This is a genomic window from Arcanobacterium buesumense, from assembly GCF_012563545.1.
GTDB lineage: Bacteria > Actinomycetota > Actinomycetes > Actinomycetales > Actinomycetaceae > Arcanobacterium > Arcanobacterium buesumense.
The window spans coordinates 750,969-777,493 of the sequence record NZ_CP050804.1 but is presented as its reverse complement, the minus strand read 5'-3'; the positions used below and the strand labels follow the sequence as shown (position 1 = coordinate 777,493).

The 26,525-nt window shown below is 48.0% G+C and carries 23 protein-coding genes, 2 tRNA genes and 1 other RNA gene; 13 read left to right on the top strand and 13 right to left on the bottom strand.

Going from position 1 to position 26,525, the window contains the following annotated elements:
* The first annotated feature begins 17 nt into the window (after positions 1-17).
* Positions 18-1,445: a type I glutamate--ammonia ligase gene (gene glnA, locus HC352_RS03505; protein ID WP_168918597.1), complete on the top strand. Its 1,428-nt coding sequence runs from the start codon at positions 18-20 to the stop codon at positions 1,443-1,445.
* On the opposite strand, the gene HC352_RS03500 is transcribed toward glnA, so the two are convergent.
* The 3 genes from HC352_RS03500 to HC352_RS03490 are packed head-to-tail and all read right to left on the bottom strand — an operon-like array spanning position 1,433 to position 6,206.
* On the bottom strand, positions 1,433-2,035 hold the full coding sequence (locus tag HC352_RS03500) for a histidine phosphatase family protein (protein ID WP_168917599.1): 603 nt from the start codon (positions 2,033-2,035) through the stop codon (positions 1,433-1,435). The genes glnA and HC352_RS03500 overlap by 13 nt on opposite strands.
* Positions 2,036-2,055: 20 nt before the next feature.
* On the bottom strand, positions 2,056-4,878 hold the full coding sequence (locus HC352_RS03495; RefSeq protein WP_168917598.1) for a bifunctional [glutamine synthetase] adenylyltransferase/[glutamine synthetase]-adenylyl-L-tyrosine phosphorylase: 2,823 nt from the start codon (positions 4,876-4,878) through the stop codon (positions 2,056-2,058).
* A complete protein-coding gene (locus HC352_RS03490; protein ID WP_168917597.1) occupies positions 4,878-6,206 on the bottom strand; it encodes a glutamine synthetase family protein in 1,329 nt (442 codons plus the stop codon). Before HC352_RS03490 ends, HC352_RS03495 begins: the two co-directional genes overlap by 1 nt.
* Before the next feature lie 118 nt (positions 6,207-6,324).
* On the opposite strand from HC352_RS03490, the gene panB reads away from it, so the two are divergent.
* The 3 genes from panB to ppgK all read left to right on the top strand — a co-directional run bounded on the left by panB (position 6,325) and on the right by ppgK (position 8,887).
* Positions 6,325-7,125 carry a 3-methyl-2-oxobutanoate hydroxymethyltransferase gene (gene panB, locus HC352_RS03485; RefSeq protein WP_168917596.1) on the top strand — a complete coding sequence of 267 codons (801 nt, stop codon included), beginning with the start codon at positions 6,325-6,327 and terminating at the stop codon, positions 7,123-7,125.
* 73 nt (positions 7,126-7,198) lie between these two features.
* The gene (gene map / locus HC352_RS03480; RefSeq protein WP_247645225.1) at positions 7,199-8,095 is read left to right on the top strand and encodes a type I methionyl aminopeptidase; all 897 of its coding nucleotides are present in this window, start codon (positions 7,199-7,201) and stop codon (positions 8,093-8,095) included.
* 27 nt (positions 8,096-8,122) lie between these two features.
* Complete coding sequence (gene ppgK, locus HC352_RS03475) at positions 8,123-8,887, top strand: polyphosphate--glucose phosphotransferase (RefSeq protein ID WP_168917594.1); 765 nt, start codon at positions 8,123-8,125, stop codon at positions 8,885-8,887.
* 56 nt (positions 8,888-8,943) lie between these two features.
* Here the strand turns inward: ppgK and rnpB are convergent.
* Positions 8,944-9,296, bottom strand: an RNA gene (gene rnpB, locus HC352_RS03470) — RNase P RNA component class A.
* 42 nt (positions 9,297-9,338) lie between these two features.
* Between rnpB and HC352_RS03465 the strand changes: the two genes are divergently transcribed.
* On the top strand, positions 9,339-10,115 hold the full coding sequence (locus HC352_RS03465; RefSeq protein ID WP_168917593.1) for a YaaA family protein: 777 nt from the start codon (positions 9,339-9,341) through the stop codon (positions 10,113-10,115).
* Here the strand turns inward: HC352_RS03465 and HC352_RS03460 are convergent.
* Together HC352_RS03460 and HC352_RS03455 are read right to left on the bottom strand one after the other, a co-directional pair.
* Positions 10,084-10,830: a zinc ribbon domain-containing protein gene (locus tag HC352_RS03460; protein WP_168917592.1), complete on the bottom strand. Its 747-nt coding sequence runs from the start codon at positions 10,828-10,830 to the stop codon at positions 10,084-10,086. The genes HC352_RS03465 and HC352_RS03460 overlap by 32 nt on opposite strands.
* Positions 10,831-10,852: 22 nt before the next feature.
* Positions 10,853-11,656, bottom strand: a complete 804-nt coding sequence (locus HC352_RS03455) for a Nif3-like dinuclear metal center hexameric protein (protein ID WP_168917591.1) — start codon at positions 11,654-11,656, stop codon at positions 10,853-10,855.
* A gap of 312 nt (positions 11,657-11,968) precedes the next feature.
* On the opposite strand from HC352_RS03455, the gene HC352_RS03450 reads away from it, so the two are divergent.
* The 3 genes from HC352_RS03450 (at position 11,969) to HC352_RS03440 (ending at position 14,454) form a co-directional block, all read left to right on the top strand.
* Positions 11,969-12,517 carry a YceI family protein gene (locus HC352_RS03450; RefSeq protein WP_168917590.1) on the top strand — a complete coding sequence of 183 codons (549 nt, stop codon included), beginning with the start codon at positions 11,969-11,971 and terminating at the stop codon, positions 12,515-12,517.
* Between the two features lie 91 nt (positions 12,518-12,608).
* Positions 12,609-13,811, top strand: coding sequence for an LLM class flavin-dependent oxidoreductase (locus tag HC352_RS03445; RefSeq protein ID WP_247645224.1), 1,203 nt, complete (start codon positions 12,609-12,611; stop codon positions 13,809-13,811).
* Positions 13,812-13,824: 13 nt separating this feature from the next.
* Positions 13,825-14,454 (top strand): CE1759 family FMN reductase, encoded by a 630-nt coding sequence (locus tag HC352_RS03440; protein ID WP_168917589.1) that lies wholly within the window; start codon positions 13,825-13,827, stop codon positions 14,452-14,454.
* A gap of 229 nt (positions 14,455-14,683) precedes the next feature.
* Here HC352_RS03440 and HC352_RS03435 read toward each other — a convergent pair.
* Together HC352_RS03435 and HC352_RS03430 are read right to left on the bottom strand one after the other, a co-directional pair.
* Positions 14,684-14,756 (bottom strand) — tRNA-Val (locus HC352_RS03435).
* 44 nt (positions 14,757-14,800) lie between these two features.
* Complete coding sequence (locus HC352_RS03430; protein ID WP_168917588.1) at positions 14,801-15,214, bottom strand: DUF3052 family protein; 414 nt, start codon at positions 15,212-15,214, stop codon at positions 14,801-14,803.
* Positions 15,215-15,508: 294 nt separating this feature from the next.
* Between HC352_RS03430 and aceE the strand changes: the two genes are divergently transcribed.
* From aceE to HC352_RS03415, 3 genes are all read left to right on the top strand, one after another.
* Positions 15,509-18,262 carry a pyruvate dehydrogenase (acetyl-transferring), homodimeric type gene (gene aceE, locus HC352_RS03425; RefSeq protein ID WP_168917587.1) on the top strand — a complete coding sequence of 918 codons (2,754 nt, stop codon included), beginning with the start codon at positions 15,509-15,511 and terminating at the stop codon, positions 18,260-18,262.
* Between the two features lie 120 nt (positions 18,263-18,382).
* Entirely contained in the window at positions 18,383-20,155 is a 1,773-nt protein-coding gene (locus HC352_RS03420; RefSeq protein ID WP_168917586.1) for an ABC transporter ATP-binding protein, read from the top strand.
* A complete protein-coding gene (locus tag HC352_RS03415; protein ID WP_168917585.1) occupies positions 20,155-21,945 on the top strand; it encodes an ABC transporter ATP-binding protein in 1,791 nt (596 codons plus the stop codon). The genes HC352_RS03420 and HC352_RS03415 overlap by 1 nt, the downstream gene beginning before the upstream one ends.
* On the opposite strand, the gene HC352_RS03410 is transcribed toward HC352_RS03415, so the two are convergent.
* Genes HC352_RS03410 through HC352_RS03400 form a run of 3 tightly spaced genes read right to left on the bottom strand, consistent with a single transcriptional unit; the run spans position 21,923 to position 23,899 of the window.
* On the bottom strand, positions 21,923-22,636 hold the full coding sequence (locus HC352_RS03410; protein ID WP_168917584.1) for an HAD hydrolase-like protein: 714 nt from the start codon (positions 22,634-22,636) through the stop codon (positions 21,923-21,925). The genes HC352_RS03415 and HC352_RS03410 overlap by 23 nt on opposite strands.
* 18 nt (positions 22,637-22,654) lie before the next feature.
* Positions 22,655-23,275: an L-threonylcarbamoyladenylate synthase gene (locus HC352_RS03405; protein WP_168917583.1), complete on the bottom strand. Its 621-nt coding sequence runs from the start codon at positions 23,273-23,275 to the stop codon at positions 22,655-22,657.
* A gap of 18 nt (positions 23,276-23,293) precedes the next feature.
* Complete coding sequence (locus HC352_RS03400) at positions 23,294-23,899, bottom strand: hypothetical protein (RefSeq protein WP_168917582.1); 606 nt, start codon at positions 23,897-23,899, stop codon at positions 23,294-23,296.
* A 52-nt stretch (positions 23,900-23,951) separates the two neighbouring features.
* On the opposite strand from HC352_RS03400, the gene HC352_RS03395 reads away from it, so the two are divergent.
* Positions 23,952-24,284, top strand: coding sequence for a hypothetical protein (locus tag HC352_RS03395; protein ID WP_168917581.1), 333 nt, complete (start codon positions 23,952-23,954; stop codon positions 24,282-24,284).
* Here HC352_RS03395 and HC352_RS03390 read toward each other — a convergent pair.
* A complete protein-coding gene (locus HC352_RS03390; protein ID WP_168917580.1) occupies positions 24,281-24,787 on the bottom strand; it encodes a DUF3145 domain-containing protein in 507 nt (168 codons plus the stop codon). The two genes, HC352_RS03395 and HC352_RS03390, sit on opposite strands and share 4 nt — an antisense overlap.
* Before the next feature lie 279 nt (positions 24,788-25,066).
* Here HC352_RS03390 and HC352_RS03385 point away from each other — a divergent pair, with 279 nt between their 5' ends.
* Complete coding sequence (locus tag HC352_RS03385) at positions 25,067-25,837, top strand: CDP-alcohol phosphatidyltransferase family protein (RefSeq protein ID WP_211080709.1); 771 nt, start codon at positions 25,067-25,069, stop codon at positions 25,835-25,837.
* A 534-nt stretch (positions 25,838-26,371) separates the two neighbouring features.
* On the opposite strand, the gene HC352_RS03380 is transcribed toward HC352_RS03385, so the two are convergent.
* A tRNA-Asn gene (locus tag HC352_RS03380) sits at positions 26,372-26,446 on the bottom strand.
* Between the last annotated feature and the right edge of the window lie 79 nt (positions 26,447-26,525).

Sequence of the window (26,525 nt, the reverse complement as noted above, 5' to 3'; positions counted from 1 at the left end):
TCGGGAAGGACCGCATGATGTTCACATCGACAGCTGATGCAATCACATTCATCACCGAAGAACACATCCAATTCATTGACGTTCGTTTTTGCGACTTGCCTGGGATGATGCAACACTTTACTATCCCAGTTGAAGCTTTTAATCCAGATTCCTTAGAAGAAGGGATTATGTTTGACGGATCATCGATCCGCGGATTCACCGAGATTCACGAATCTGATATGAAGCTCGTACCGGATCTGTCATCAGCCTTCGTCGATCCGTTCCGAAAGGCAAAAACACTTGTTATCAACCACTTCGTCGTCGATCCGTTTACTGATGAACCATACGATCGAGATCCACGAGTAATCGCGCAACGTGCCGAAGACTACGTTCGGGCTACCGGTATTGCAGACACCGTCTATATCGGTGCCGAAGCAGAATTTTTCGTTTTCGACGATATTCGCTATCAGAACACTCCACAATACTCTTTCTTCGCCATTGATTCAGCCGAAGCTTTTTGGAACACTGGACGTGATGAAGACGGTCATAATCTCGGATACAAAACCGAACAAAAAGCAGGATATTTCCCAGTAAGCCCGCACGATCAGATGGCTGATCTACGCGATACAATGACGAGCCTGTGCCAAGAAGTCGGTTTGCATATTGAACGTGCCCATCACGAAGTAGGATCCGGAGGACAACAAGAAATCAACTATCGTTTTGATACACTTTTGGCCGCTGGTGACGATCTGATGAAATTCAAGTACATCATCAAGAATGCAGCGGTTGCCGCTGGCAAAACCGCAACCTTTATGCCAAAACCACTGTTTGGTGACAATGGCTCGGGAATGCATTGCCATCAGTCCTTGTGGAAGAATGGCGAACCGCTATTTGCCGATGAGCGTGGTTATGGTGGCTTATCTGATATCGCACGCTGGTATATCGGAGGTTTACTGGAGCATGCCCCTTCCCTTTTAGCATTTACCAATCCGTCTGTTAACTCATTCCATCGTCTTGTCCCTGGTTTCGAGGCACCAGTTAATCTAGTGTATTCCGCACGCAACCGGTCGGCATGTATCCGTATCCCGGTTTCTGGTGGTACATCAGCGAAAGCTAAGCGAATCGAATACCGTACGCCTGACCCATCGGCAAATCCATACTTAGCTTTTGCTGCCCAAGTGATGGCTGGTATTGATGGCATCAAGCGCCGCATTGAGCCAGCAGATCCGATCGATAAAGACCTCTATGAGCTTCCCCCTGAAGAACACGCTCGCATCCCGCAGCTTCCGCCAACGCTAGATGATGCGTTACGTGCCCTTGAAGCAGATCACGATTACCTCACCGAAGGCGGGGTCTTTAGCGAAGATATTATTCGCACGTGGATTGATTACAAGATGAAAATGGAAATTGAACCGCTCCGTCAGCGTCCTCACCCATACGAGTACCAGCTGTATTACGGCCTATAAACATTCATCCATCGCTGAATATCAAAACCTTGTGCCACGGTGCCTTCAGCTACAGCAATACCGGTGTTCAGCAGGCGCTGGTGGCGCATATCTTCGGTAATTCCCCGTACTCTCATTCCTGCCCAAAAAGTGAGAATACCAGCATGCGCAAAAATGACTGGTCGTTGCGCGCCCGAGCGTTCAATTTCGGCCACTGCTTCATCGAATCGCTGTAAGGTTTCATAACCGGTGTCGCCACTACCCATCGGCAATCCAAGATCGCCATCCAGCCATGCCATCATGGTCGATATATATTCTTGCATTGCTTCTGGGGAAGTCTTGCCTTCCAAAGATCCTGCCTGAATTTCTCGTAAGCCGGGATGTACTTGTGGGGTAATAGCGAGCTGAGTAGCTAAGGGAGTTGCTGTTTGCTCAGTCCGGAGGGTATCAGATCGCCAGATAGCGTCAGGACGATACTGAATCAAGTCAGCTACCACATTATTGGCTTGAGTCCACCCGGTTTCCGTCAGCGCCTCGCCCGGTACGATTGTTGAAATTGCGGCACGTTCATTTGCATACGTTTGTCCATGTCGAACTAAGATTAATTGCACATCTACTCCTCTTATTGTTGTTACTCGTTATAAAATAGCTTATTGGTCACAGTTCGCGCCCGTCTAGCGGCCCGCGCATATAGTTCCGAAATATCTTGGCTACGCTGGAGCGGAATATGAGCAATAGCTGCCATAAGCCGCAAAACTTCTGAATCATCAGGAACGATATCAACACTGCTTCCTGTTTTTCCGGTCGCTAACACATTAAGACCCCGGATCTGTGAGGCTTGGCTCCATGCCTCAATAAGGATTTCTCCTTCGTGCTTTTCCATCAGCCCCAAGGAAACTGCAGTGGTAATCATCGCGCAGGTTGAACTCCCCCGCAACTGTGGGTAGCGCCCAGCAAAATGTAACTGGAGTAACTGTATCGTCCACTCAACATCAGCCAATCCGCCTCGTCCAAGTTTAACGTGCCGCAATGGATCCACTCCTCGCGGAATACGCTCTTTTTCCATACGAATCTTCATCATCTGGATCTCTTGCACTTGGTTCGGAGCTAAACCTTGGTGCGGATATCGAAAGTTCTCAATGCCAGCCAGCCAGCGTTGGGCTAAGCTCTTATCCCCACAACAATACCGTGCGCGCAAGAGTGCCTGACGCTCCCACGTCGATCCCCAACGTTCATAATATGCCAGATAAGATTCTATCGAGCGCGTAACTGCTCCTTGTTTACCTTCGGGCCTTAACTGAATATCAGCTGTTATGCTCGGTTCGGCTCCTGGAGCAGATAATAATGCAAGTGTTCGTGTAGCAACGCCTTTGGCTTCAGCATATGCAACATCATCGCTTATCCCCTCCTGAGATTCATAGACGAAGAGCACGTCAGCGTCTGAGACGTAACCGATTTCGTTTCCGCCCAGCCGTCCAAGAGCAATAACCGTATGTCGTGCCAAGCACTGTGTTGTTTGGCAGGCAGCCGCTAAACTTGCTTCAATAGCTAAATCCATCACATCGCTCAATGCTTTATGCACTTCATTAGCGCTGACAAGTCCCAAAGTTTGGCCGATCGCCATCCGTAAAATTTCTTTGCGGCGCAAGTAACGCCCGGCCATCGCTTTTTGTTCTGGCGTTTTACGACGACGAAGTAGCGCAGCCAACTCATGAGCAAGCTGATCACGGGTACGTGGGATGAGCTGCGCATCGTCCTCAAGCCACACAATTGCATCCGGTAAAGTAGGCAACATTGCTGCGATATAACGCGAAGTTGCCAATAATTTTGCCAAACGTGGAGCGACCACAGCACTATCGCGTAGCAAGCGCATGTACCACGAGGTTGTACCAAGTTGTTCAGAGACATCACGGAACGCGTTAAGTCCGTGATCTGGTTCGCTTGCTTGCGCCATCCAACCGATCATTGCCGGAAGAACATGGCGTTGTATGGTAGCGGTACGTGATAGCCCAGCGGTAAGCGCATGCAAATTGCGTAGTGCACGTTGCGGATCTGTAAAACCAATAGCGGCTAGACGCTCTTTTGCTGCATGCTCTTCAAGAACAACATTATCAGGAGAAAGCGAAGCAAGAGATGGCAATAGTGGATGATAAAAAATAGCGCTATGAAGTTCGCGTACTTCCCGACGAATAGTATGCCAGCGTTCTTCGAGTTCCTCAGCGCTGTATCCTAGAGATGTTGCAATCGTTCCCAATTGTGATAGTGGTGGTACTTCATGTGTACGACGTAGACGTTGGAGTTGGCTACGGTGCTCAAGTAACCGTAAAAAACGGTAGTGTTCTTCTAGTTTCGCACCGGATTGCCGGCCGATATACCCAGCTTGGGACAGTGCTTTAATAGCTGTTATCGTGTGTGCCACCCGCAAAGTTGTATCTGTACGTCCATGGACAAGTTGGAGTAGTTGGACAGTAAATTCGATATCTCTTAATCCGCCGGGGGCAAGTTTAAGCTCACGTTCGGCACGTTTTCGTGGCAGATTAGCTTCGACGCGTTGGCGCATTTTGCGCACATCATCAACAAATCCATCAGTGTTTGCTATGTGCCATACTTTTGGCCACACGTGGTCGATAAATGCTTGACCGGTCTGCTGGTCACCCGCAACTGGGCGGGCTTTAAGTAGTGCTTGGAATTCCCATGGTTGGGCCCAGCGATCGTAATATGCTTGATAAGAAGCAAGCGTGCGCACTAGCGGGCCTTGTTTGCCTTCTGGTCGCAGGTTTGGATCCAGTTCCCATAATGCAGGAATCGGCCCAGGGGTTGTCACTGCCCGGCTGAGCCAATTAGCTAATGCCGTTCCGATTCGAGTAACTTCACTATCAGGAGTATTAGGGTCTCGTGGTTGTGCGATATAGATGACGTCAACGTCGGAAATATAGTTGAGTTCTCGGGCACCGCTTTTCCCCATTGCGATAACAGCGAAGTCGATTTTATGCGCGTCGGAGACGTATCGGTATGCGAGGTTGACCCCTACTTGCAGGGTTTGATCTACAAGGTCAGAGATAAGTGTGGAGATTTTAGGTAGTAATGCATGCGGGTGTTCGTGGGTTAGATCGTGTGCAGCAATAGTGATTAAACGTTGATAATAGGCTAAACGCAACGCTGCTATATGTGATCTTTCATCATCATTTGCGAGGTGAATCTGCAAAGAGTGGTCTGCGTCGAGTTGATCACCTAACGCAGTCAATAACTGCGGATGGACGATAAGAAGATCTGATAATGCGGTAGAAAATCCAAGAATTGCACCTAATTTTTGACGCTGACTGAGATCTTGGCGAACAGATTCCCACACTGGCTGAGTGTGCTCAGTTAATGCATCCTCTAATCGTGCTAAATGTGCTCGTGCTAGTTCTTTATCAGCTGCATAGGCAAGAATATCCGAGTGTTCATTAAGCATCAGTAATAGACTTTTCGTTCGAATATTGTAATTTGTTGGCGATATTCGTGCCATTCACGCTGTTTATTTCGCAGGAAGTAGTCGAATGCATCCTCACCCAAAGTAGTAGCAACGAGATCTGATTCTTGGGCTAATTTAACGGCCGAATGTAGTGATGATGGAAGTTCGGCAATCCCCATAATGCGCCGTTCTAGATCAGTTAATGCATTGATATTTGTATCAATAGATTCGGGTACCTCATAATCTTTTTCGATTCCTTCGAGTCCAGCGTTCAACAGGACGGCGAATGCGAGATATGGATTGACGGCTGAATCAAGGGCGCGATATTCGATTCGGGCGCTATGGCCTTCACGGGCTGAGAATGTGGGGACCCGTACCAGAGCGCTTCGGTTTGTTTTTCCCCAAGCGATATAGGCTGGAGCTTCGTCCCCAGCCCACAAGCGCTTATAGGAATTAACATGCTGGTTGGTAATTGCAGAGATTTCCCGAGAATGGCGCAAAATACCAGCCACAAATTTTGTTCCAGTCTCAGACAAACGGTATTCACGTAATGGATCAAAAAAGGCATTACGGTTCCCTTCGAAGAGAGACATATGAATATGTAAACCATTTCCAGGGTGGTCAATGAGTGGTTTCGGCATAAAGGAGGCGACGACTCCTTCTGTGATGGCAATATGTTCGACGACGGCGCGTAAGCTCATGAGATTATCAGCCATTGTTAAGGCATCAGCTACGCGCAAATCAATCTCATTTTGTCCTGGCCCAGCTTCATGATGTGAAAACTCAACTGGTATCCCTAGCGCTTCAAGTCCTTGAATGGTTTGGGCACGAAAGCTCTGAGCTAAGGGATGGGAAACATGATCGAAATATGATCCGTTGTCAATTGGAACCGGTTCGCCAAATTCGTCATTATGTTGTTGGAAAAGATAGAATTCCACTTCCGGATGGATAAGGAATGTAAAGCCGAGTTCCGAAGCCCGATCGAGGGCACGACGTAAAATTCCTCGCGGGTCAGAACGTGCCGGCTGGTCATCAGGAGTGTGAATATCGCAAAACATTCGAGCACATTTTTCGCCTGATTCATCCCATGGCAATAGTTGGAATGTAGTGGCATCTGGCTTGATGAGCATATCGGCTTCGTGAATTCGCGATAAACCTTCGATTGCCGATCCATCGAATCCCACACCATGGTTAAAAGCGCTTTCTACTTCAGCAGGTGGAATAGCTACTGATTTGAGGGTGCCAGAAACATCAGTAAACCATAGGCGGATAAAACGAACATGCTGATTTTCTATCGTACGTACAACGTATTCTTGTTGCTGATCCATGTTGTCCCTCTGCTTTTTACTCGTGCTTTTCTATTGTGCCATTGTTCGTCCTAACCAGGCTATAGATCTTTAGCAATAATGGACTAGAATAATAACCGATAAAAGAAAGGTTTTAGTTATGGCTATCAAGCGCGTTCGAGCTCATCACCTTGCACAAATGAAAGCTGACGGCACTCCCATCACTATGTTGACGTCATATGATGCGATTACTACCCGTATCTTTGACGAAATTGGTACTGATATGCTTCTCGTTGGCGATTCATACGCCAACGTTATGCTCGGATTTGATTCAACCACTAGCGTCGGTATTGACGAAATGGTGGTTGCTACTGGCGCAGTGGCACGCAATGCAAAACGTGCCTTCGTCGTCGCTGATTTGCCATTCGGCTCTTACGAAACTTCTCACGAGGATGCAGTAGCAAACGCAGTCAAGCTCATTAAGGCCGGGGCTTCCGCAGTTAAACTTGAAGGCGGAGTTCGCATGGCTGAAACGATCCGAGCTATCGTGAACGCGGGAATCAACGTCGTAGCACACATCGGTTATACTCCTCAATCGGAAAATGCTCTCGGCGGCCCCCGAGTACAAGGCCGCGGTGATGCAGCCGAACAGATCAGACAAGATGCACGAGCTGTCCAAGATGCCGGTGCAATCGCCGTCGTCCTCGAACTTGTCCCAGCTCCAATCGCAACGGATATTACCCGTGAGCTGACAATTCCAACCATCGGTATCGGCGCTGGTGAGCATACCGATGGGCAGGTCTTAGTCTGGACTGATATGGCAGGCATGAGTGACTGGCAACCATCATTTGTCAAAGTCTTTGGCGAAGTTGGCATGGCATTGAAGAATGCTGCTCAAGCTTACAACGATGCAGTTCGTTCCCGGTCTTTCCCAGATAGCGATCACCGGTTCAACCAATAAGATTCATACCGCTAGATACTGATGAATATGAAAAGCATCTTGCGGACTTACACAAGCAAATAGAATGGGTATTATGCACGATCAACACATATTGACTCCAGGAACGCTTTCGCCTACTCGAATGGTTCCGGATTCAATCGAACGCCCGGAATACATGTTTCACGACGGCCCCGAAGTCGTTACTGCATCCGATGTAAAAGATGCTGAAACTATCGAAAAAATCCGCATTTCCTCACAGATCGCAGCTGATGCTCTTTATTTAGCTGGAGCTGCGGTTCGTCCTGGAGTTACAACAGACGAACTGGATCGAATTGCTCATGAGTATATGTGCGATATGAGAGCTTATCCTTCTTGTTTAGGTTATATGGGATTCCCGAAATCCATTTGCACATCCATTAATGAGGTCATCTGCCACGGTATCCCTGACTCCACTGAATTACGCGAAGGCGATATTATCAACCTAGATGTCACCGCTTATAAAAATGGTGTACACGGAGATACAAACGCCATGTTCTACGCCGGTGAAGTAGATCAAGAATCGCGTGATTTATGCGAACGGACCTATACCGCGATGATGCGAGGGATTAAAGCAATTAAGCCTGGTCGGCAAGTTAATGTTATTGGCCGAGTGATCGAGTCATATGCTAAACGCTTCGGATACGGTGACGTCGAAGATTTTACTGGCCACGGGGTAGGCGAAGCTTTTCATTCTGGCCTGATTATTCCGCACTATGACGCCGCCCCGAATTTCGACGACGAAATAAAAGTCGGCATGGTCTTCACAGTAGAGCCCATGCTTACGCTCGGCACTCAGCGCTGGGATCAATGGGACGATGGCTGGACCGTGGTGACTGCAGATCGCAAACGTACCGCTCAATGGGAACACACCATAGTCGTTACAGAAAATGGTGCTGATATTTTGACGCTTCCAACCCAAGGGCAGACTTCCCCAGCGATGCCAGTAGCTTAAATATTTTTGTATTCAAAGGAGAAACGAATGACTGAACAATTAGCTCAAGCCGCTATCGGTGTAGATATCGGTGGTTCCGGGATTAAGGGATCGATCGTCAATACGGCAACAGGTGAACTCATCAGTGAGGAATTCCGTATTGCTACTCCAGACAATGCCGCCCCTGATGTTATTGGCGATATTGTTCGGCAAGTAGTTGAGCATTTTGAGATGTCCGAAGATACGCCTGTTGGGGTGACTTTCCCAGCACCGATCATCAATGGCGTATGCCCCATCGTAGCTAACCTCAACCAAGACTTTGTGGGGATGAATGTCGCTGAGTTACTCACTCAACATGTTGGCCGCCCGATTGTTGTGTTGAACGATGCTGACGCGGCTGGTCTTGGCGAAGCCGAGTTTGGTGCAGCTAACGGGCAAGAGGGCACGACTATCGTTTTGACGCTTGGTACTGGTATTGGTTCGGCACTCGTACGTGATGGCATGCTTGTGCCAAATACCGAGATGGGACATCTCCTGTTGCCCAACGGTCTAGAGGCAGAAAAATGGGCAGCATCGTCTATTCGAACAAAGGAAAATCTCTCTTTAGAGCAGTGGGCTATTCGTCTCCAAGATGTTCTCGATATGGTCGAACTACTCTTCTCCCCTGACACTCTCATCTTAGGAGGAGGTATTTCAACACGCTTTGCAGAATTCGCAGGTTTCTTATCCACCCGCGCTGATCTTGAACCGGCTCGGTTATTTAATACTGCAGGTATAGCAGGGGCTGCACTAGTTGCAGCTCAAGAAGCATAGAAACGTGTGGGGACGCTAGTGAAGAACTGGCGTCCCCACACGTATTCTAAAAGAAGCGAATGAGTTGGCCGATACGCCGGGTTTTGTCCGCTTAAAATAAGCGTGGCGACCATCCATCTAGGCTTATCGTTACCAATAAGCTCAAGCAACCTACCCGCGCACTCAACGGGACGCCTCAGCGTACGCTACTCGGTCTTGCTCTCGGTGGGGTTTACCATGCCGCAACGATCACTCGTTACGCGGTGAGCTCTTACCTCACCCTTTCACCCTTACCGCATTACTGCGGCGGTTTACTTTCTGTGGCACTAGCCTGCGGGTCACCCCGAGTGGATGTTATCCACCACCGTTCCCTGTAGAGCCCGGACGTTCCTCGGGAGTTTGATACTCACGCGGCCGCCTAACCAACTCATTCGCATCTGCATCTTACCTCAGCTTTGCATAAACTGGGAACGTGCTTATTCTACTACCCCCTTCTGAAGGCAAAACTCAGCCCACCCAAGGTCCTTCTTTAGACCTTCAATCCTTGAGCTTCCCTGAGTTTTCTGATGCTCGTGAGCAACTCATCACCGAGTTGATAGCCATATCACAGCGCGAGGATGCTCTCGATATTTTGAAGGTCGGTGCCCGGGTGGCTGACGACATCGCCCGGCAAACTGACTTATGGAACCTTCCCTGTGCGCCGGCATATGAGGTTTATTCTGGCGTACTTTTTAATGCAATGGATATGTCCAATGCCAGCCCTTCAGATATCAAACGTGCTAATCGCCATACACTAATTTTTTCTGGACTCTTTGGCATCAATCACCCATCGGATATGATTCCTGCCTATCGACTATCGATGGGCATTAGTTTACCGAGTTCTGGAAACACCAAAAGCTTTTGGAAAAAGGTACTCGCAGATGCCGATTTTTCCGAAGATGAGCTTGTCATCGATGCCCGCTCGGGCGCCTACCGCGTCTGGGATCCGCCCGCACAAGCCGACCACGTCGTCATCAACGCAGTACGAATCAAAAACGGGAAGCGCACAGTTGTCTCGCATCATACGAAACACTATCGCGGGCTTCTTGCTGGCCAACTTATCCGCAGCACACAGATCCCCGAAGACGCTGAAGAATTGGCAGAATTTGCCCACATCCTTGTTGACCGAAATATCATCACCAACGTTGAACTAGATCCACCAGGAAAGACCCGCGCGCTTACTCTAGTGGAAAATCTCGATCTCGAATAATGATGCAGTCATAGTCTTCCGAGATATGAAAATGATCTGGCTCTGCCTGGCGAATCTGAGCGACATCGATTGGCGAGAGCCCTACCCCGCCGCTGGTAGTACCATCGGGGCGAAGCGCGATAACTGTTAACCCACCAGTTTCTTGGGCGCGCTCATAAGCATGTTTAAGCGCATCATTAATGGGGCGATATAGCGATTCACGTCGCAACTGAAGATCGTGAATATCACGGGCAATCACTGCAATGTCATCTTCTAATTGAGCGCGATTTTCGACGAGTTGAGCATTAAGAATCTTCTGTTGCGCTTGTGCATCTGCAATACGCTCTTCAGCGTTATCGAGCTTTTCAAGTTCGGCATACTCAGCTTGTTCAAGTTCAGCGAGTTGGTTGTGGTTTGTCTCAATCTCACTTTGTAAGGTCAATAGTTGCCGCGAGTCCATTCCGACACCGGCATTTAGCCGGGTTTCTTTGTCGACGACGACGGCGCGAAACTTTTCAGTTGCGCTACTTGCTTCATCCAAGGCTTCTTGGATATGACTTAGGCTGGACTCCGTTTCCATGATGTCACGGCCAAGAGCAGCTATCGTGTTCATCAGTTGGCCTATTTGGGCCCGTAACGGATGTGTCTCGTCAGCGCGCCGCAATCGGGTAAGTTGAGCATCGAGTTCCACAATATCGAGAAGCGCTAATTGATCGGATCTTGGGGCTTGGTACATTGTTATTTTCCTATCGATATCATCATGATAAACGAAGCGTCCATGGGTCTGTTACGAGAGTGGAGATATAGGTTTCTAATCCTGATAGATGTGATACGGCTTTTGCCATTGCAGGCAGAACTGGCCACTCAGACGCAAAGTGAGTAAGCCCAATCAGTGCGCATCCGCCTGCCCATAAATGGTCACTAGCTGGATGATGGCGCAGATCGGCACAAATATAAACATCCGCGCCTGCTTCGTTCGCGGTAGCTAAGAACGAATCTCCTGATCCAGGAGAGATAGCCACGGTTCGAACTATTCGTTCTGGGTCACCGCCAACTAAGATTCCAGGTTCTGTGTGTGGAATCAATGCTTGGATGCGATGAGCTAATTCCCGGACAGACATTGTTATCGGTAATCGCCCAATACGACCGATACCAAGGTGCGCCACCTTGCCATTGGGAGCTAACGGACGCATATCTTCTAACCCTAGAAGATTTCCAAAGGCAACCGCTGAACCGGTAGGAGCAGCATCAGCATTAGTATGGGCAGCATACAGTGCAACATCATTTTTGATTAGCTGATGAACCCATGCACCTTTCGCAGTTGAAGCAGCAACTGTTGAAGTGCCTCGCAGATATAATGGATGATGCGTGATAAGCATGTGGGCACCACGCACTATTGCTTCATCAACAGTAGCCTGACAAGGATCTACGGCAAACCCAATGCGGCTAACCGGAGCATTAGGTTCACCCACAATAAGTCCTATCCGATCCCAGCTTTCAGCTAATTGGGGTGGAAAGGCTTGCTCTAGGGCAGTAATAACATCAGTGACAGTGATCGACATAACTCCACATTAGCGTAAAAAATGAGCACTAAGAAATATCTACTCGATCTCGGCAGCCATTTGTCTAGTTCAGTTACCGCACTTTCGGAGGAAAATATCTCTTTTGCGGCTTTTCGATAATCGATCGTCACAAGTAGCGATTTCCCCACCCCGCGTTAAATATCAGTTTTTCCTTGAAATATCAGCCTTTTAAATATCACACTCGCCATTAGTTGACTTTTCAATAATTAGGTATTAAATTAATTCTTGTTGGTTCGGAAGAATAATCTTTCAAACTTGAAAATACTAAATTCTCACTCAAAGGAGAAAAATATGACCGCTCTCAAAGATCTCAACGGTAAGTTCATCATCGATTCTGCTCACTCCCGTCTTGGTTTCGTTGCTCGCCACGCAATGGTAACGAAGGTTCGCGGCAACTTTGACGAATTCGATGGTTTCGCTGAAGGCGACGCTAACGCTCCAGAAAACGGCGTCATTGAAGTTAACATTAAGGCCGAGTCCATTAATACCGGCAACTCCATGCGTGATAACCACCTGCGCTCCGATGATTTCTTCGGCTCAGATGCTTTCCCAACCATCACTTTCCGATCAACCAACATCAAGGTTGTCGACGAAGAGACCGTTGAAATTACTGGCGACTTCACCATCCGTGGTAACACCAAGTCCATCACAATTCCATTCGAATTCGGCGGCGCTGTTGTTGATCACGAAGGTAAGCTCCGTATTGGCTTCGAAGGCGCAACCGACATCTCCCGCAAGGACTTCGGCATCACCTGGAACGGCGCTCTCGAAGCAGGCGGCGTCATGGTTTCTGACAAGATCAAGCTAGAACTCGAACTCGCTTTGGTCAAAGAAGCCTGAGTCCAGCACACATATTTTAATAAACTGACGTCAGTGGGGCGCCTTGTATGGCGCCCCACGCGTTTAGGCTTTTCCTGAAAGGTAATCTGCTATGACTATGCAATTCGGAGTTTTTTCTGTTTCCGATATCACCACTGATCCCACTACGGGCAAAACTCCTACCGAAAACGAACGCATCAAAGCAGCTGTAGAAATTGCGCAGCATGTGGAAGAAGCTGGCCTTGATGTATACGCTATCGGCGAGCATCACAACCCACCATTCTTCTCATCTTCCCCAACAACTCTTCTCGGATACATTGCCGCTTCAACAAAGAAGATCACACTATCAACCGCTACCACGTTAATTACAACGAACGATCCTGTGAAGATTGCCGAAGACTACGCCATGCTTCAGCACTTAGCAGACGGTCGACTCGACTTAATGATGGGACGCGGAAACACCGGACCAGTCTACCCATGGTTTGGTAAAGATATTCGCCAAGGTATCCCACTCGCCGTCGAAAACTATGGCTTGCTTCGCCAACTATGGGATAACTACGAAGTTAACTGGGAAGGTAAGTTCCGCACTCCACTACGCAACTTCACTTCTACCCCACGCCCACTCGACGACGTACCACCATTCGTCTGGCACGGTTCAATCCGCTCCCCAGAAATCGCAGAGCTTGCCGCATACTACGGTGATGGTTTCTTCCACAACAATATCTTCTGGCCAATGAGCCACACCAAGCGCATGATTCAGCTTTACCGCCAGCGCTACGCGCACTACGGTCACGGCACCGCAGAACAGGCGATCGTTGGTTTGGGCGGTCAGTTCTACAGGGCTAAGGATTCACAAACTGCGAAGCGCGAATTCCGACCATACTTCGATAATGCACCGGTTTACGGCCACGGCCCGACGATGGAAGAATTTACCTCCCAGACTCCACTCACCGTTGGTTCGCCACAAGAAGTTATCGATCGCACCCTCGGTTTCCGTGAGCACGTTGGTGACTACCAGCGTCAGCTCTTCCTCATCGACCACGCTGGTTTACCACTAGCTAAGGTTCATGAGCAGATTGACCACCTCGGCGAAATTGTCCCTGTTTTGCGTAAAGAATTTGACGCAATGCGTAAACCTGGCGTACCTGATGCTCCAACACATGCAGCTCGAGTAGCCGCACGTGGTCCAATTAAGATCGACGACGACGGACGAATTCTCGTTGACGACGTCACCGGCGGTTCGTTCTACGAACAGCAAGCCGATGACGAAGCCGCGGTACGTCACGCTGACAACCTCATTAATCTCAAGAAGTAAGCAGGTTAAAGTCGTGAAAGTTGTTGTTGTTTCAGCTTCGCTTTCCGAATCTTCGGCAACGAGCACTTTGGGACGCAAACTTGCCCAAGCAACTATCGAAGCCGCGGACGAGGCAAGCTATTCAGTTATCGAATTACGTAACGTTGCTAGCGCTATCACAAATGCCGCATTGACGGGTTTCCCCTCTCCCGAGTTGGAAATGGTATTCAATGACCTAGCCCGTGCGGATGCTGTCATAGCCGTCACGCCCGCCTACAATGCGTCATTTTCTGGGTTATTCAAACTCTTTTTCGACGTATTACCGGAAGAGACACTACGGGGTAAACCAGTTGCTATTGGAGTAACGGGAGGAACTCCACGGCATTCGCTTGTTACCGAACATGCTGTGCGCCCATTGTTCACCTACCTGCATGCTATTACCGCTCCTACTGCCGTCTATGCGGCTACTGAGGACTTCGGGGTAGCAGCAAAGGACTCTGATGGTCGCGGCGGAGCAACTCTTGAACGACGCATTAATCGCACCGGCCAAGAACTCGCTCGTCTCGCGCAGGTTTACACAGAACCAAATAAGCGGATTGATTCCGCTAACGACGACGATGCAACTGCGCTCTTCGCTGACTTTGTCCCATTCGATCAGATGTAAACAAAGTTCTATTTCATAGCGTTAGTGGCTGACACTATTTTCTTCTAGTGTCAGCCACTAACGTTTATCATACGCAAGCTTAATCAATATACTTTCATAAGTTCTCGAAGTTATTGATACCAGCCGGCTAGTCAGATTAACTAAATCCAATACTGAGCTGGAGCAATAGGCAACAAATAAAATAATCGAGTGTTTACATATCTCAGTAAACACTCGATTATTTCATACGTGGACCCTACCGGGCTCGAACCGATGACACACGCGGTGTAAACGCGTTGCTCTACCAACTGAGCTAAGAGTCCGAGAGACAGCTTAGCCCGAATCTCAAGCTATGTCAAAACTGAAATCAATAAGAACGCGAAACTGTGATGCGATACGCAGTCCAGTGAGCTCCAACCCCCATAGTACGAGTGACTGACATACCAGCAGTCTTAGCCGCTTCATTAACAACATCAGTCGGCACATGGAGATCTTCTCGCGGAGCAGGAACAACAAGCCAGACAACAGAAAGATCCGAATCAAGCGAAGCTGCAACATCAACGAGGTAATCGGTAAGATCATCAACGTCCCCGTCGTCCGCCCGCCACCAGGCAAGCACACCATCGGCTACGCCTCGGTAGTCTTCATCTTCAAGTTCAACGCCTGTAGCAGTTTCAATATCTTCACGAAGTTCAAAAGCGACGTCGTCGTCATAGCCAAACTCTTGAACAATCGCACCTTTACCGAAACCGTAAGCCTCGCCAGCAGTAGACCCGGACACCGGACCTCCCTTTCATTTTTAGCACTATGCTACGCATAAACATACAGACGTATGCCTACAAACATTGTAGGCAAGCACGTTGGATTTCTGCATCTTCACACACAGAACTTCTAAAATATACACCCCCACTTTATTTACTGAATCTTGACGTGAGCGTTATCCTAAGCTCAATTACCCCTCATACCTAGGACTGAATGCCTATTTCACGATAGATTAGAAGTAGCGCATCGGAGCACTATATCTCGGTGATATCTATCGCGATGATGCAAGATAACAACTAGCGAGGGAGATAACGTGAGCCTACAGCCCACTCGGCCGCTACTGAATGGCCTCTACAACCGCATTCCTGATATCGATCCAGAAGAAACGCGCGAATGGATTGAATCACTTGAAGGATTAATCGACGATAAGGGTGGACCACGCACGCGTTACCTCCTCATGGAAATGGAGCGCCACGCTCGTAAGCGCGGCATCCAATTCCCCCGCAATATCGTCACTCCTTACATCAACACTATCGATGCAGAAGACGAGCCTTTCTATCCAGGTGACGAAAAACTTGAACGAGAATTCCGCCGGTGGACACGATGGAATGCTGCCGTGCAAGTTACTCGTCAGCAAAACCCAAACATTGGCGTAGGCGGTCACATCTCATCCTACGCAGCACAAGCAACACTCTACGAAGTTGGTCACAACTGGTTCTTCCGAGGTAAAAATGCAGAAGGCGGCGGAGACCATATCTTCTTCCAAGGCCACTCCTCTCCCGGCAACTATGCCCGCGCATACCTCGAAGGCCGGTTAAGTGAAGCAGACCTTGATTCATTCCGGCAACAAGCTTCACGCCGCTCAGGCGGTCGCGGAATCCCGTCCTACCCACATCCGCGTCAAATGGACGATTTTTGGGAATTCCCAACGGTTTCCCTCGGCCTAGGGCCAATTTCAGCTATTTATCAAGCGTGGTATGACCGCTACCTTCAAGGCCGCGGATTAAAGGATACGTCCAACCAACATGTCTGGGCCTTCATGGGCGACGGCGAAATGGACGAAGTCGAATCGCGCGGTGTTCTTCACCTAGCTGCCTCACAGCAACTCGACAACCTCACCTTCGTCGTCAATTGTAATTTGCAGCGACTCGACGGCCCTGTTCGCGGAAACGGAAAGATTATCCAAGAGCTCGAAGCCTCGTTCAAGGGCGCTGGCTGGAACGTTATCAAGGTCATCTGGGGACGCGAGTGGGACGAACTCCTTGCCGCCGATAAAGATAACGCACTTGTCAACATCATGAATGACACTCTCGATGGTGACTACCAAACATTCAAGGCTAACGACGGCGCTTATATTCGTGAGCACTTCTTTGGCCGTGACCCACGTACAAAAGCAATGGTTGCGGACTGGTCAGACGAAAAGATTTGGCGGCTCAAGCGTGGCGGCCACGACTATCGTAAAGTTTATGCTGCTTACAAGGCTGCTACCGAACACAAGGGTGCACCAACTGTTATCCTTGCCCACACGATTAAAGGTTATGTTTTAGGATCAAACTTCGCTGGTCGTAACTCTACCCACCAGATGAAAAAGCTCAACTCTGACGATCTCAAGATGCTACGCGATACACTGCATCTTGATATCCCAGATTCGCAGCTTGACGATCCATATCAGGCGCCATATTACAAGCCTGATAATAGCCATCCAGCAATGGAATATATGCTCGAACGTCGTCGTCAACTTGGTGGGTTCGTTCCAGAACGCCGGGTAATCGAACAAGGCATCGCGCTACCACCAGAAAAACCTTTCGATGGTATTCGCGCCGGTTCTGGCAAGCAAAAGGTAGCCACAACAATGGCTTTCGTCCGGATGCTCAAAGATCTTTTGCGGGACAAGGAATTTGGCAAACACATTGTGCCAATCATTCCAGATGAGGCACGAACCTTCGGCCTTGACGCAATCTTCCCAACCGCGAAGATCTTTAATGTTCACGGTCAAAATTACACCGCTGTCGATTCCGAGCTACTACTTTCCTACAAGGAATCGGAAAATGGACAAATTCTACACACTGGTATTACCGAAGCTGGCTCTACGGCAGCCTTCACAGCCGTAGGAACATCCTACGCCACTCACGGAATACCAATGATTCCAGTCTATATTTTCTACTCGATGTTCGGATTCCAACGAACTGCTGACCAATTCTGGGCGGCGGCAGACCAGTTAGCACGTGGATTTATTATGGGCGCAACCGCCGGCCGAACCACACTTACTGGAGAAGGTTTACAACACCTTGATGGACATTCACATGTCCTAGCTTCAACGAACCCAGCCATCGTTCAATATGATCCTGCCTACGCATACGAAATTAGCCACATCGTTAAAGACGGTATCAAGCGCATGTACGGTGACGGCTCAGACGGCAGAGATCAAAATGTCATGTATTACATCACGATCTATAACGAGCCAATTCATCAACCAGCAGAACCAGAAGGGTTAGACGTTGATGGACTCCTCAAGGGACTTTACAAGCTTGATGAAGGTGAAGGCGACGGCCCAGAGGTCCAGCTCTTTGCCTCCGGTATTGGTGTCCCATGGATTCGTGAAGCTCGCGACATGCTTCGTAACGATTGGGGTGTGAAGGCCACAACATGGTCAGTGACCTCCTTCTATGAGCTACGTAAAGACGGATTGGCTGCAGACGAGCACAACTTCCTCCACCCAGATGAAGAACCGCGCGAAGCCTACCTGACTTCAGTGCTCAAGCACACCAATGGACCAGTCATTGCCACTTCAGACTTTGAAAAACAAGTACAAGATGCTATTCGCCCATGGGTACCAACTGACTATTACGTTCTTGGCGCTAATGGTTTCGGTTTCTCAGATATGCGAGCAGCAGCCCGTCGAGAGTTCAAGATTGATTCCGCGTCCGTCGTCGTTCGTGCCCTCCAGGCACTAGCAGATCGTGGTGAAATTGATCGTTCCGTTGTCAAGCAAGCGATTGACAAATACGATCTATTCAATCCAAATGCCGGAACATCTGGCGTCTCAGATCCAAACGAAGTCGCCTAACCTTTATCGATGCTAGGAGGGCAATCAGCTACCAGCTGATTGCCCTCCTAGCATTTGGCTGTGCTCTTATCTAGGGCAAGGGAGTACGCTGAAGACTGATAGTTGAAAACAGGAGGATATGTGACGCTGATTCGATTAGTATGGCGCTATCTCAGCGATAAGAAGCGCGCCTTAGGCCTTATTGTCATTTTACAATTTTCACAAGTCTTGCTGAGTTTATGGTTACCAGCATTAAACGCCGATATTATCGACGACGGAATCATCGCCAACAATACACCCTATATATTAACAACCGGTGCACTAATGCTAATTGTGTCATTCGCGCAAATTTGTTGCATTATCGGCGCGATGTACATCGGTGCACGAACCGCGATGCAGGTTGGTAAAGAACTACGCGCGGATGCTTTCCGCCATGTTCAAACATTCTCAGCCACCGAACAGCACCGCTTTGGTGCATCAACCCTTATCACCCGCGCCACTAATGACATCACCCAAATCCAAAGCATTATTCTTAACTCATTCGCTATCGTTATCATGGCCCCGCTACTGGGAATTGGGGGTATCGTTATGGCGATTATGCAAGATCTTCCATTGTCATTACTCCTTCTCGCCGTTGTACCAGTACTTTCGTTCCTCATTATTCGTACTGTTTTTGCGTTAATCCCACGCTCGGTCTTACAGCAAAAGCGCATCGATCGCATTAACACACTGTTACGTGAACAACTTATTGGATTGCGTGTTATCCGTGCTTTCACCCAAGAAAAAACAATTAGCGCCAAATTTGATCAAGCTAATCGCGAGCTACGTACTGTGTGGCTACAGATCGGACTCTTGTGGGCGTTCCTCATGCCCGCTGCCCAACTTATCATCGGTGTTTCTTCAGTCGGGGTTATTTGGTTTGGTGGACATCGTATCGCCAGTGGAGAGATGAACGTTGGTGCGCTAACTGCTTACATTTCATACCTGATGATGATCATGGGATCAGTAATGATGTCTGGTTTTATGGTCATGATTTTTCCACGCGGCCAAGTTTCTGCCACACGACTAACAGAAATTTTTACCACGTCGTCGTCTATCTCTTCCCCGACAAAGCCACAGCCCCTACCCCAGCGCCCGCGCAGATATGACCTCACATCTGTCACATTGCGTTATCCCGGAGCCGAACACGCAGTTCTCACTGATATCTCTTGTACTCTCCAGCCAGGAACAACGGTGGCATTAATCGGATCAACAGGTTCTGGAAAATCCTCGATTCTCAAACTCATTCCGCGGTTAATTGACCCCACTCACGGGTCATTAACCCTCAACGGTGTCGATATTCGTGACCTAGATTTGGCCCAGTTACGATCAACAATTGCCTTTGTTCCGCAAAAGTCTTTTCTCTTTTCCGGAACAATTGCTACAAATGTTGCCGGTAGACTGAAAGAAGACGCAGACCTTGACATCGAACGCGTACAACAAGCCCTGCAGGCTGCACAAGCTTGGGATTTCGTCTCTGAACTCGACAAAGGAATCAACGCCGTCGTCGATTCTGGCGGAGTTAATTTTTCTGGCGGCCAACGTCAACGTTTAGCTATCGCGCGCGCTATTTACCGCTGTTTACCCGATAGAGAGGGAAACCGACAAGCCGACATTCTCATTTTCGACGATTCATTCTCTGCTCTTGATAACACAACCGACGCACAGCTTCGTCATAATCTTCATACCTTTATCGAAGATGTCTGCGTTCTCATTGTTGGCCAACGTATTTCGACAATTCGCCTGGCAGATGTTATTCACGTTATTGATCAAGGGCGCATTGTTGGCACTGGCACTCATGAGGAACTTTTAGCAACAAACAATACCTATCAAGAAATTGTTGCATCGCAAATGAGTGAAAAGGAGGCACGTTAATGGCACAGTATCCTTTCGCAGATGAATCTGCTCACGATACAAAAGGAGCTCTACTTCGTCTAGCTCGCTTATTCCGCCCTGAACGTGGACGCATTATCGGCGTCGTCATTTTGACCTTTATCAGTGCCCTCGCCATGTTAATGACACCGAAATTGCTTGGCGACGCTACCAATATCGTCGTCGATGGCGTCAACGGATCAGGAGTTAACTTTACAAAACTCCGTAACTTAGCCCTTGCTATTGTCACATTATACGTTTTGCATGCCGTGACAAATTTTGCTGGCGGTGCTTTGGCACGAATCTCTGTTCAAAATCTCGGCTCTCGGCTTCGAGAACAGTCTCAACAAAAAATCGACAGGCTTCCGTTAGCATACGTTGATCAACAATCACGCGGTGATTTATTATCCCGAGTGACTAACGACATTGATAATATCGTTCAAACTCTGATGCAAACACTCGGACAAACTATTTATGCGTTCTATATGGTCATCGGTGTTCTAACACTTATGTTCTATCTATCGTGGACACTTGCATTATGGTCACTTTTCACTGTCCCCCTAGGATTGTTCGCGGTTGGTAAGATCCTTAAAAGATCCAAACCGGCGTTTCGTGAACAATGGAAACGAACTGGTGATGTCTCAACAGTCGTTGAACAAACATTTACTGGACATGATGTAGTCGCCATGTATGGCATGGAAGACGATATTAATGAAATATTTGACACCGCCAATCAGCAACTCTTCACTGCAGGTTTCCGTGGTTATTTCTTATCGATGCTTACGCAACCGATTATGGGGCTAGTAGCAAATCTTTCTTTTGTTATCATTGCCGTTGTTGGTGGATTTGAAGTTTTAGTGGGCACACTAACAATCGGTGGTATTCAAGCATTTATTCAATATTCTCGTCAGTTAAATAATCCAGTTTCAATGATTGCTTCAGTTGCCAGTACTTTACAGTCTTCTGCGGCCTCCGGTGAACGGTTGTTTGGTTTCCTCGACTCCCCTGACATATCTGCTGACGCTCGCGACGAATTACCCCCATTGAAAGAAACGTCAAGCATTGACTTCCATGATGTCAGCTTTGGCTACGAACCAGGCAAACCTGTTATTAACGGACTGAATCTTCATGTTAAACATGGTAGTCAAATAGCGATTGTCGGTCCGACGGGGGCCGGGAAAACAACCCTCGTCAATCTGCTCATGCGTTTCTACGATATCGACGACGGAAAAATCAGCATCGACGGAGTTGATATCCGTTCCTATTCCCGGCAATCCTTGCGCGCCCGAACGGGAATGGTTTTGCAAGATACCTGGCTTTTCTCTGGTACTATTGCTGAAAATATTGCCTTTGGTCTACAAGATGCGAGCTTTGATGACGTTGTGGCGGCTGCCAAAGCAACAGGGGCCGATCATCTTATCCGACAGCTACCAGATGGATATGACACGCATATCGACGATGAGGATGGGAATTTATCAGCCGGGGAAAAACAGCTTTTAACTATTGCCCGCGCTTATCTTGCAGATCCAGACGTATTGATTTTAGATGAGGCAACGTCATCTGTAGATACCCGTACCGAGATGCTTGTCCAACGCGCAATGAGTGAGTTACGTGTTGGACGCACATCGTTTGTTATTGCTCACCGACTATCTACCATTCGTGATGCAGATATGATTTTAGTCATGGTCAATGGTAGCGTCGTCGAACAAGGAAGCCATGACGAATTACTCCATCAGCACGGAGCATACTATGACCTATATCAGGCTCAGTTCACTGGCGGGTCAGCAGATTAGCAAGTTCATCTGGGGAGGAAACGTGCTTCCAGGCATTCGCCTTTTCTTCTGCAGTTCCCTCTCCCCAGTCAACAAGGATTGTGCGTATGCCATGAACAGCAGCTCCCTGAGTATCAAAGCTACGGTCCCCAACCATAACGACGTCGAATCGCAATGAACGTGTTGACCATTGTGTACCCAATGCCATGGGCTCCTGGCGCTGATTTGGGTCAAGCATTGCGCGCTCTTCAAGGCTTCTTAACGCATGGTCTACAACATGATGTTTATGAGTGCGCCCGGCTTCCGGATCAGATCCGCACACCACATCAACGAACTGGGTCAGGCCGGTCATATCACACACTTGTTTAGCCGACTTTTCTCCTTTAGATGTGGCAATAGCAGTATGGAGTCCTTGAGCCTGAATGCGTTCAAGCATTGGCAGTATTCCATCAAACAGCTTCGTGGTATCCATCCGAGCAAAATAACGAGTGCGATAATCGTCGATATAGTCCTCTATCTCTGATTCAGGCACGCCTAATTCGCAAAATGTATCTTCCAACGGTGGACCAACAAAACGAGAATACGCTGACTCAAGCAGATCTAAACCTGCTCGGGCTCGCATAACATCAGATATCATTCGCCGAATAAGCGGACCTGAGTCAGTTAGCGTTCCGTCAAGATCAAAGAGCACTGCTCGTAACAAAGAAGTCATGAATAATTCGTATCTTTCTTAATCAAACATAGATGTATCGCCGGCTCCCTGCCGAGCAATCCGCACATCGCCGTCGCTTAAATCAACAACTGTCGTTGATCCGTCTTCACCCACTGGGCCTTCAACGACGACGTCAAGAGCGTTACCTAATAGATCCGCAATCTCCCAGCCTTGATTCATCGGTTCGCTCTCACCCGGCATAATCAACGTCGAGGATAATAACGGCTCTCCTAACGTTTCAACGATGGCTTGGGTTATTTTATGGTCTGGTAGCCGGACGCCCACAGTCGCTTTTTTCGCATTGAGTGTCATCCGCGGCACTTCCTTCGTCCCTTTAAGGATAAAAGTATAGGGTCCAGGAGTCAGTGATTTAATGAGTCGGAAAACTGAATTATCGACAATAACGAGCTGACCGAGCTGGGCAAAATCGTGGCATAACAATGTGAAATGATGCTTCTCGCCCACCTGACGAATACGACGAATACGCTCCAAGCCCTCTTTATTGGCCATAGTACAGGCAATAGCGTATCCAGAGTCAGTAGGCAACGCGATTACTTCACCGCGCCGTAAACGATCAACTATCTTATCAACGTTTCGTTGTTGCGGGTTTTGAGGATGTAGATCAACATACCATGCCATAGCGATTCCTTAGTCTTATTACTGTTTATGCGTTAATTCTTCTACAATATCTAAAACATCGTGATCGGACGGAAAACGCTTCTGCAGCACATCCAAAAAGCTTTGGGCATCCGCTATCTTGTCACTAGCCATTGCAGCGCGAATAAGCTCGAGTCCTACATCGATGCAGTGTTCATCGGGCAACCATCTCCCCAGCCCCACCTGCATTGCAGTATCTGGTTGTCCAGCTTCGCATAAAAGTTTAATACCAGATGCTAACGCCTGACCTGTTTCCTCTCGGCCAGCAGCAACTTCAATTTGATGAACCGCAGCTGCTGGATCGTCGTCGATAGTAATCTTTGCCAACTGGATTAAGGGATACCAGGCTCGTAAATCTGAAGCAAGATCCTCAGATAATGCCAAAAGAACCAAATTTAGAGGTGGCTTACTCGAGTAAGTATCATCGGCGGTCAATGGATCTGCCGTTGGCGTCTGCTGCCCAAGTAAACGAATAATAGATATCAGTTCATCGAATGATTCAGCGTTATTTGGATCCGCTGCTAAAGCAACACGTAACTCACCCGCACGTTGGACAAGCGGAGAGGAATCTTCTGCAAGTTGCTTAATAAGATCAATAAAGGCCATAGATACAGCCTATAGTATTTAGAGTATGAAATTGTGAAATAAGGGGGAAACAATGGAAGATGCGCAACCACAAGATCTTGCCTTGGCACGCATTCGAGTAGCATTAGATGAAATTGCCCCAGAAATTCCAGACGCAGAAATTGTTCCGCAGGCGCGATTAATCGACGATTTGCACCTTGATGAGGTCAGTGTCTGGGCTCTGGTAACTAACCTCGAAATGCTTGCTAAAAAGCATATTGCTGATGCTCTCATCCATCAGGCGCATACAGTTAATGACCTGATAGAACTTATTGCCGATAAGCCAATACATGCACCCAAGGAGGAGGAAGTGCACGATGTGGCTTCGGCAATGGCTGATCTAGCTACGTTGTTTAATCAACGTTAGCCCACTCGATGTAACCATCGAACTGGCGCTCCAGCACCGGCATAACGGAAAACTTCAAGTTCGTCATCCCACGCAGTTCCCAATGCAATGTCAAGCATTCGACGCATTTCTTGCGGATCATCACCAGCTTGCTCAAGCGCTGCGCGAACTCGATTTTCAGGTACGACGACGTTGCCTAGCAGATCAGTTTGCGCGTAAAAGATTCCCAATCCAGGAGTACAAGACCACCGGCCACCGTCTGATATAGGCGAGGCTTCCTCAGTAATTTCAAATCGTAAATGCTCCCAGCCACCTAATGCAGAAGCTATGGCTGCACCAGTTCCAACCTCACCTGTCCATGACACTTCACCACGATTCATCGATGGCAACGCTGGTTGGGCTGTCCATTCAAAATGAACAGGATATCCGAGCAGACTTCCAACCGCCCATTCAACATGTGGTTGAACAGCCGGTGTTACAGAGTGAATGAAGATGACACCCCGAGTTGTATATTTTTGTTTCACCGTGACCTCCTAAATTAGGTGAGATTCCCCGTAACACCTAACATCTGGTCACTAGATACCTCTACTATGCCATAGGAATACCCTTGTATGCTAGAGGAAAGTAGCCATGTGAGCGTAGATTTTCAGCTGTTGTTACCTTTGAGCGCATATTTAATAGGCGAGTAATAATAAAAATCGGCACAGAACTAGACATTCTCTTACTAATTAGAGACATTAACCGCTGCAATTGCCACATAAATGTCTCTCACTTCCCTAAATACGTCCGGTAGTATAGCCAGCATGAGTCGCAAACAATTAGACGGAGAAAACGTGAATAAGAAAGACCAACGCCCATACCCCCTCTCACATTATGTGAGCGCTTGGGCTGTGCACGCTTTTACAATGACTGGCGTTATCTGGGTCATCCTAGCTATCCGTGCGCTGATGATTGACGACTACAAAATGATGTGGCTGTGGCTAGGCATCGCTCTTGTGGTAGACGCGGCCGATGGCCCAATGGCTCGTAAAACTAAAGTAACGGAAGTTATCCCCTGGTTTTCTGGGACGATGATGGACAATATCGTCGACTATATGACTTGGACAATGGTTCCGGTAGTTTTTATGGCAAAGGTTCTTCCTTTTGGCGGTGAATACTTCGCTATAGCAGCCGCTATTTTAGCTGCAACATCTTCTATGTTCTGCTACGCAAACACCCTGATGAAATCAGCCGACTGGTATTTCGTCGGTTTTCCGGCCGCTTGGAATATCGTTATCGTTATTATGTGGCTATTTGGGACTAATGCGATCACCAATTGGATCGTTGTCATCCTCTTTAGCGTCTTGGCACTGATTCCTTGGAAGTGGATTCACCCTTTCCGAGTAAAGCATTTGCGCATTTTTAATGCAATCGCAGCTATTGTATGGGTAGTTATTACAGCTATCTGGGTGGCAGTTTACCCAGGAACTCCGCTGTGGATTTTAATCCCTTGGTGGATTAGCGGGATTTGGTTGCTTGTTGTTAGTGCCATTCGAACATGGCGCGACAAACCAGATATAGAAGTAGTTGCCTAATCTGGCAGAGAGCATAATTACAAGGGGCTATGGTTGCAATATCCATAGCCCCTTTTGTCGCACTATATGTTTTCACTTATCCACCAGCGCATGTACTACACATGCCATGAATGTATTAAAAATAAAAAAGAATAATCTTATTAACGTTATTTGAGCATAAAAAATGCGCACCCCATTGTGCGCCTTCTTATATTCTGGACTTGTTTCACCATGTCCGGTTATCGATCGCAAAATCAACATCCTTCGCGCGAGCTTCAACGATTAGCGCGTTGGAGGTTTCGCGAGAACGGAACATATTCTTAAATTTCTTCATGTTTGTCACCTCCTGCTTTACTATTTGTTTTCAACACCTCTAGTATAAGCAGTATCAGGCCTTTAATCCCAGCTTTCAGGCTGGAATGTGAGCTACCGATCCTTTTATTTAGAGTTAAATTAAAATACAGTATTCACAAATAAAAATCTATAGAATATGTTACCTGCTCATTTAAGCTAAATAACAAAAGATCCAGCTGATTTCTCAGCTGCTCTTTTAACTGGCTCCCGCAGCTGGACTCGAACCAGCAACCCTTCGATTAACAGTCGAATGCTCTGCCATTGAGCTATGCGGGAAGGCGACTTCAAATACTATAGAACGTCTTCCGCCTAGATGCAAAATCAATTCCGCATTTTCAGCATTATTGTAACTGGC

Excerpts from the sequence above, each read along its gene's own strand:
- HC352_RS03400 (WP_168917582.1), bottom strand. The coding sequence starts at position 23,899 with ATGGCCTTTATTGATCTTATTAAGCAACTTGCAGAAGATTCCTCTCCG.
- HC352_RS03495 (WP_168917598.1), bottom strand. The coding sequence starts at position 4,878 with ATGCTTAATGAACACTCGGATATTCTTGCCTATGCAGCTGATAAAGAA.
- HC352_RS03405 (WP_168917583.1), bottom strand. The coding sequence starts at position 23,275 with ATGGCATGGTATGTTGATCTACATCCTCAAAACCCGCAACAACGAAAC.
- HC352_RS03460 (WP_168917592.1), bottom strand. The coding sequence starts at position 10,830 with ATGTACCAAGCCCCAAGATCCGATCAATTAGCGCTTCTCGATATTGTG.
- HC352_RS03415 (WP_168917585.1), top strand. The coding sequence starts at position 20,155 with ATGGCACAGTATCCTTTCGCAGATGAATCTGCTCACGATACAAAAGGA.
- panB (WP_168917596.1), top strand. The coding sequence starts at position 6,325 with ATGGCTATCAAGCGCGTTCGAGCTCATCACCTTGCACAAATGAAAGCT.
- HC352_RS03385 (WP_211080709.1), top strand. The coding sequence starts at position 25,067 with ATGAGTCGCAAACAATTAGACGGAGAAAACGTGAATAAGAAAGACCAA.
- glnA (WP_168918597.1), top strand. The coding sequence starts at position 18 with ATGTTCACATCGACAGCTGATGCAATCACATTCATCACCGAAGAACAC.
- HC352_RS03450 (WP_168917590.1), top strand. The coding sequence starts at position 11,969 with ATGACCGCTCTCAAAGATCTCAACGGTAAGTTCATCATCGATTCTGCT.
- ppgK (WP_168917594.1), top strand. The coding sequence starts at position 8,123 with ATGACTGAACAATTAGCTCAAGCCGCTATCGGTGTAGATATCGGTGGT.
- HC352_RS03445 (WP_247645224.1), top strand. The coding sequence starts at position 12,609 with ATGACTATGCAATTCGGAGTTTTTTCTGTTTCCGATATCACCACTGAT.
- HC352_RS03455 (WP_168917591.1), bottom strand. The coding sequence starts at position 11,656 with ATGTCGATCACTGTCACTGATGTTATTACTGCCCTAGAGCAAGCCTTT.
- HC352_RS03395 (WP_168917581.1), top strand. The coding sequence starts at position 23,952 with ATGGAAGATGCGCAACCACAAGATCTTGCCTTGGCACGCATTCGAGTA.
- HC352_RS03410 (WP_168917584.1), bottom strand. The coding sequence starts at position 22,636 with ATGACTTCTTTGTTACGAGCAGTGCTCTTTGATCTTGACGGAACGCTA.
- HC352_RS03490 (WP_168917597.1), bottom strand. The coding sequence starts at position 6,206 with ATGGATCAGCAACAAGAATACGTTGTACGTACGATAGAAAATCAGCAT.
- map (WP_247645225.1), top strand. The coding sequence starts at position 7,199 with ATGCACGATCAACACATATTGACTCCAGGAACGCTTTCGCCTACTCGA.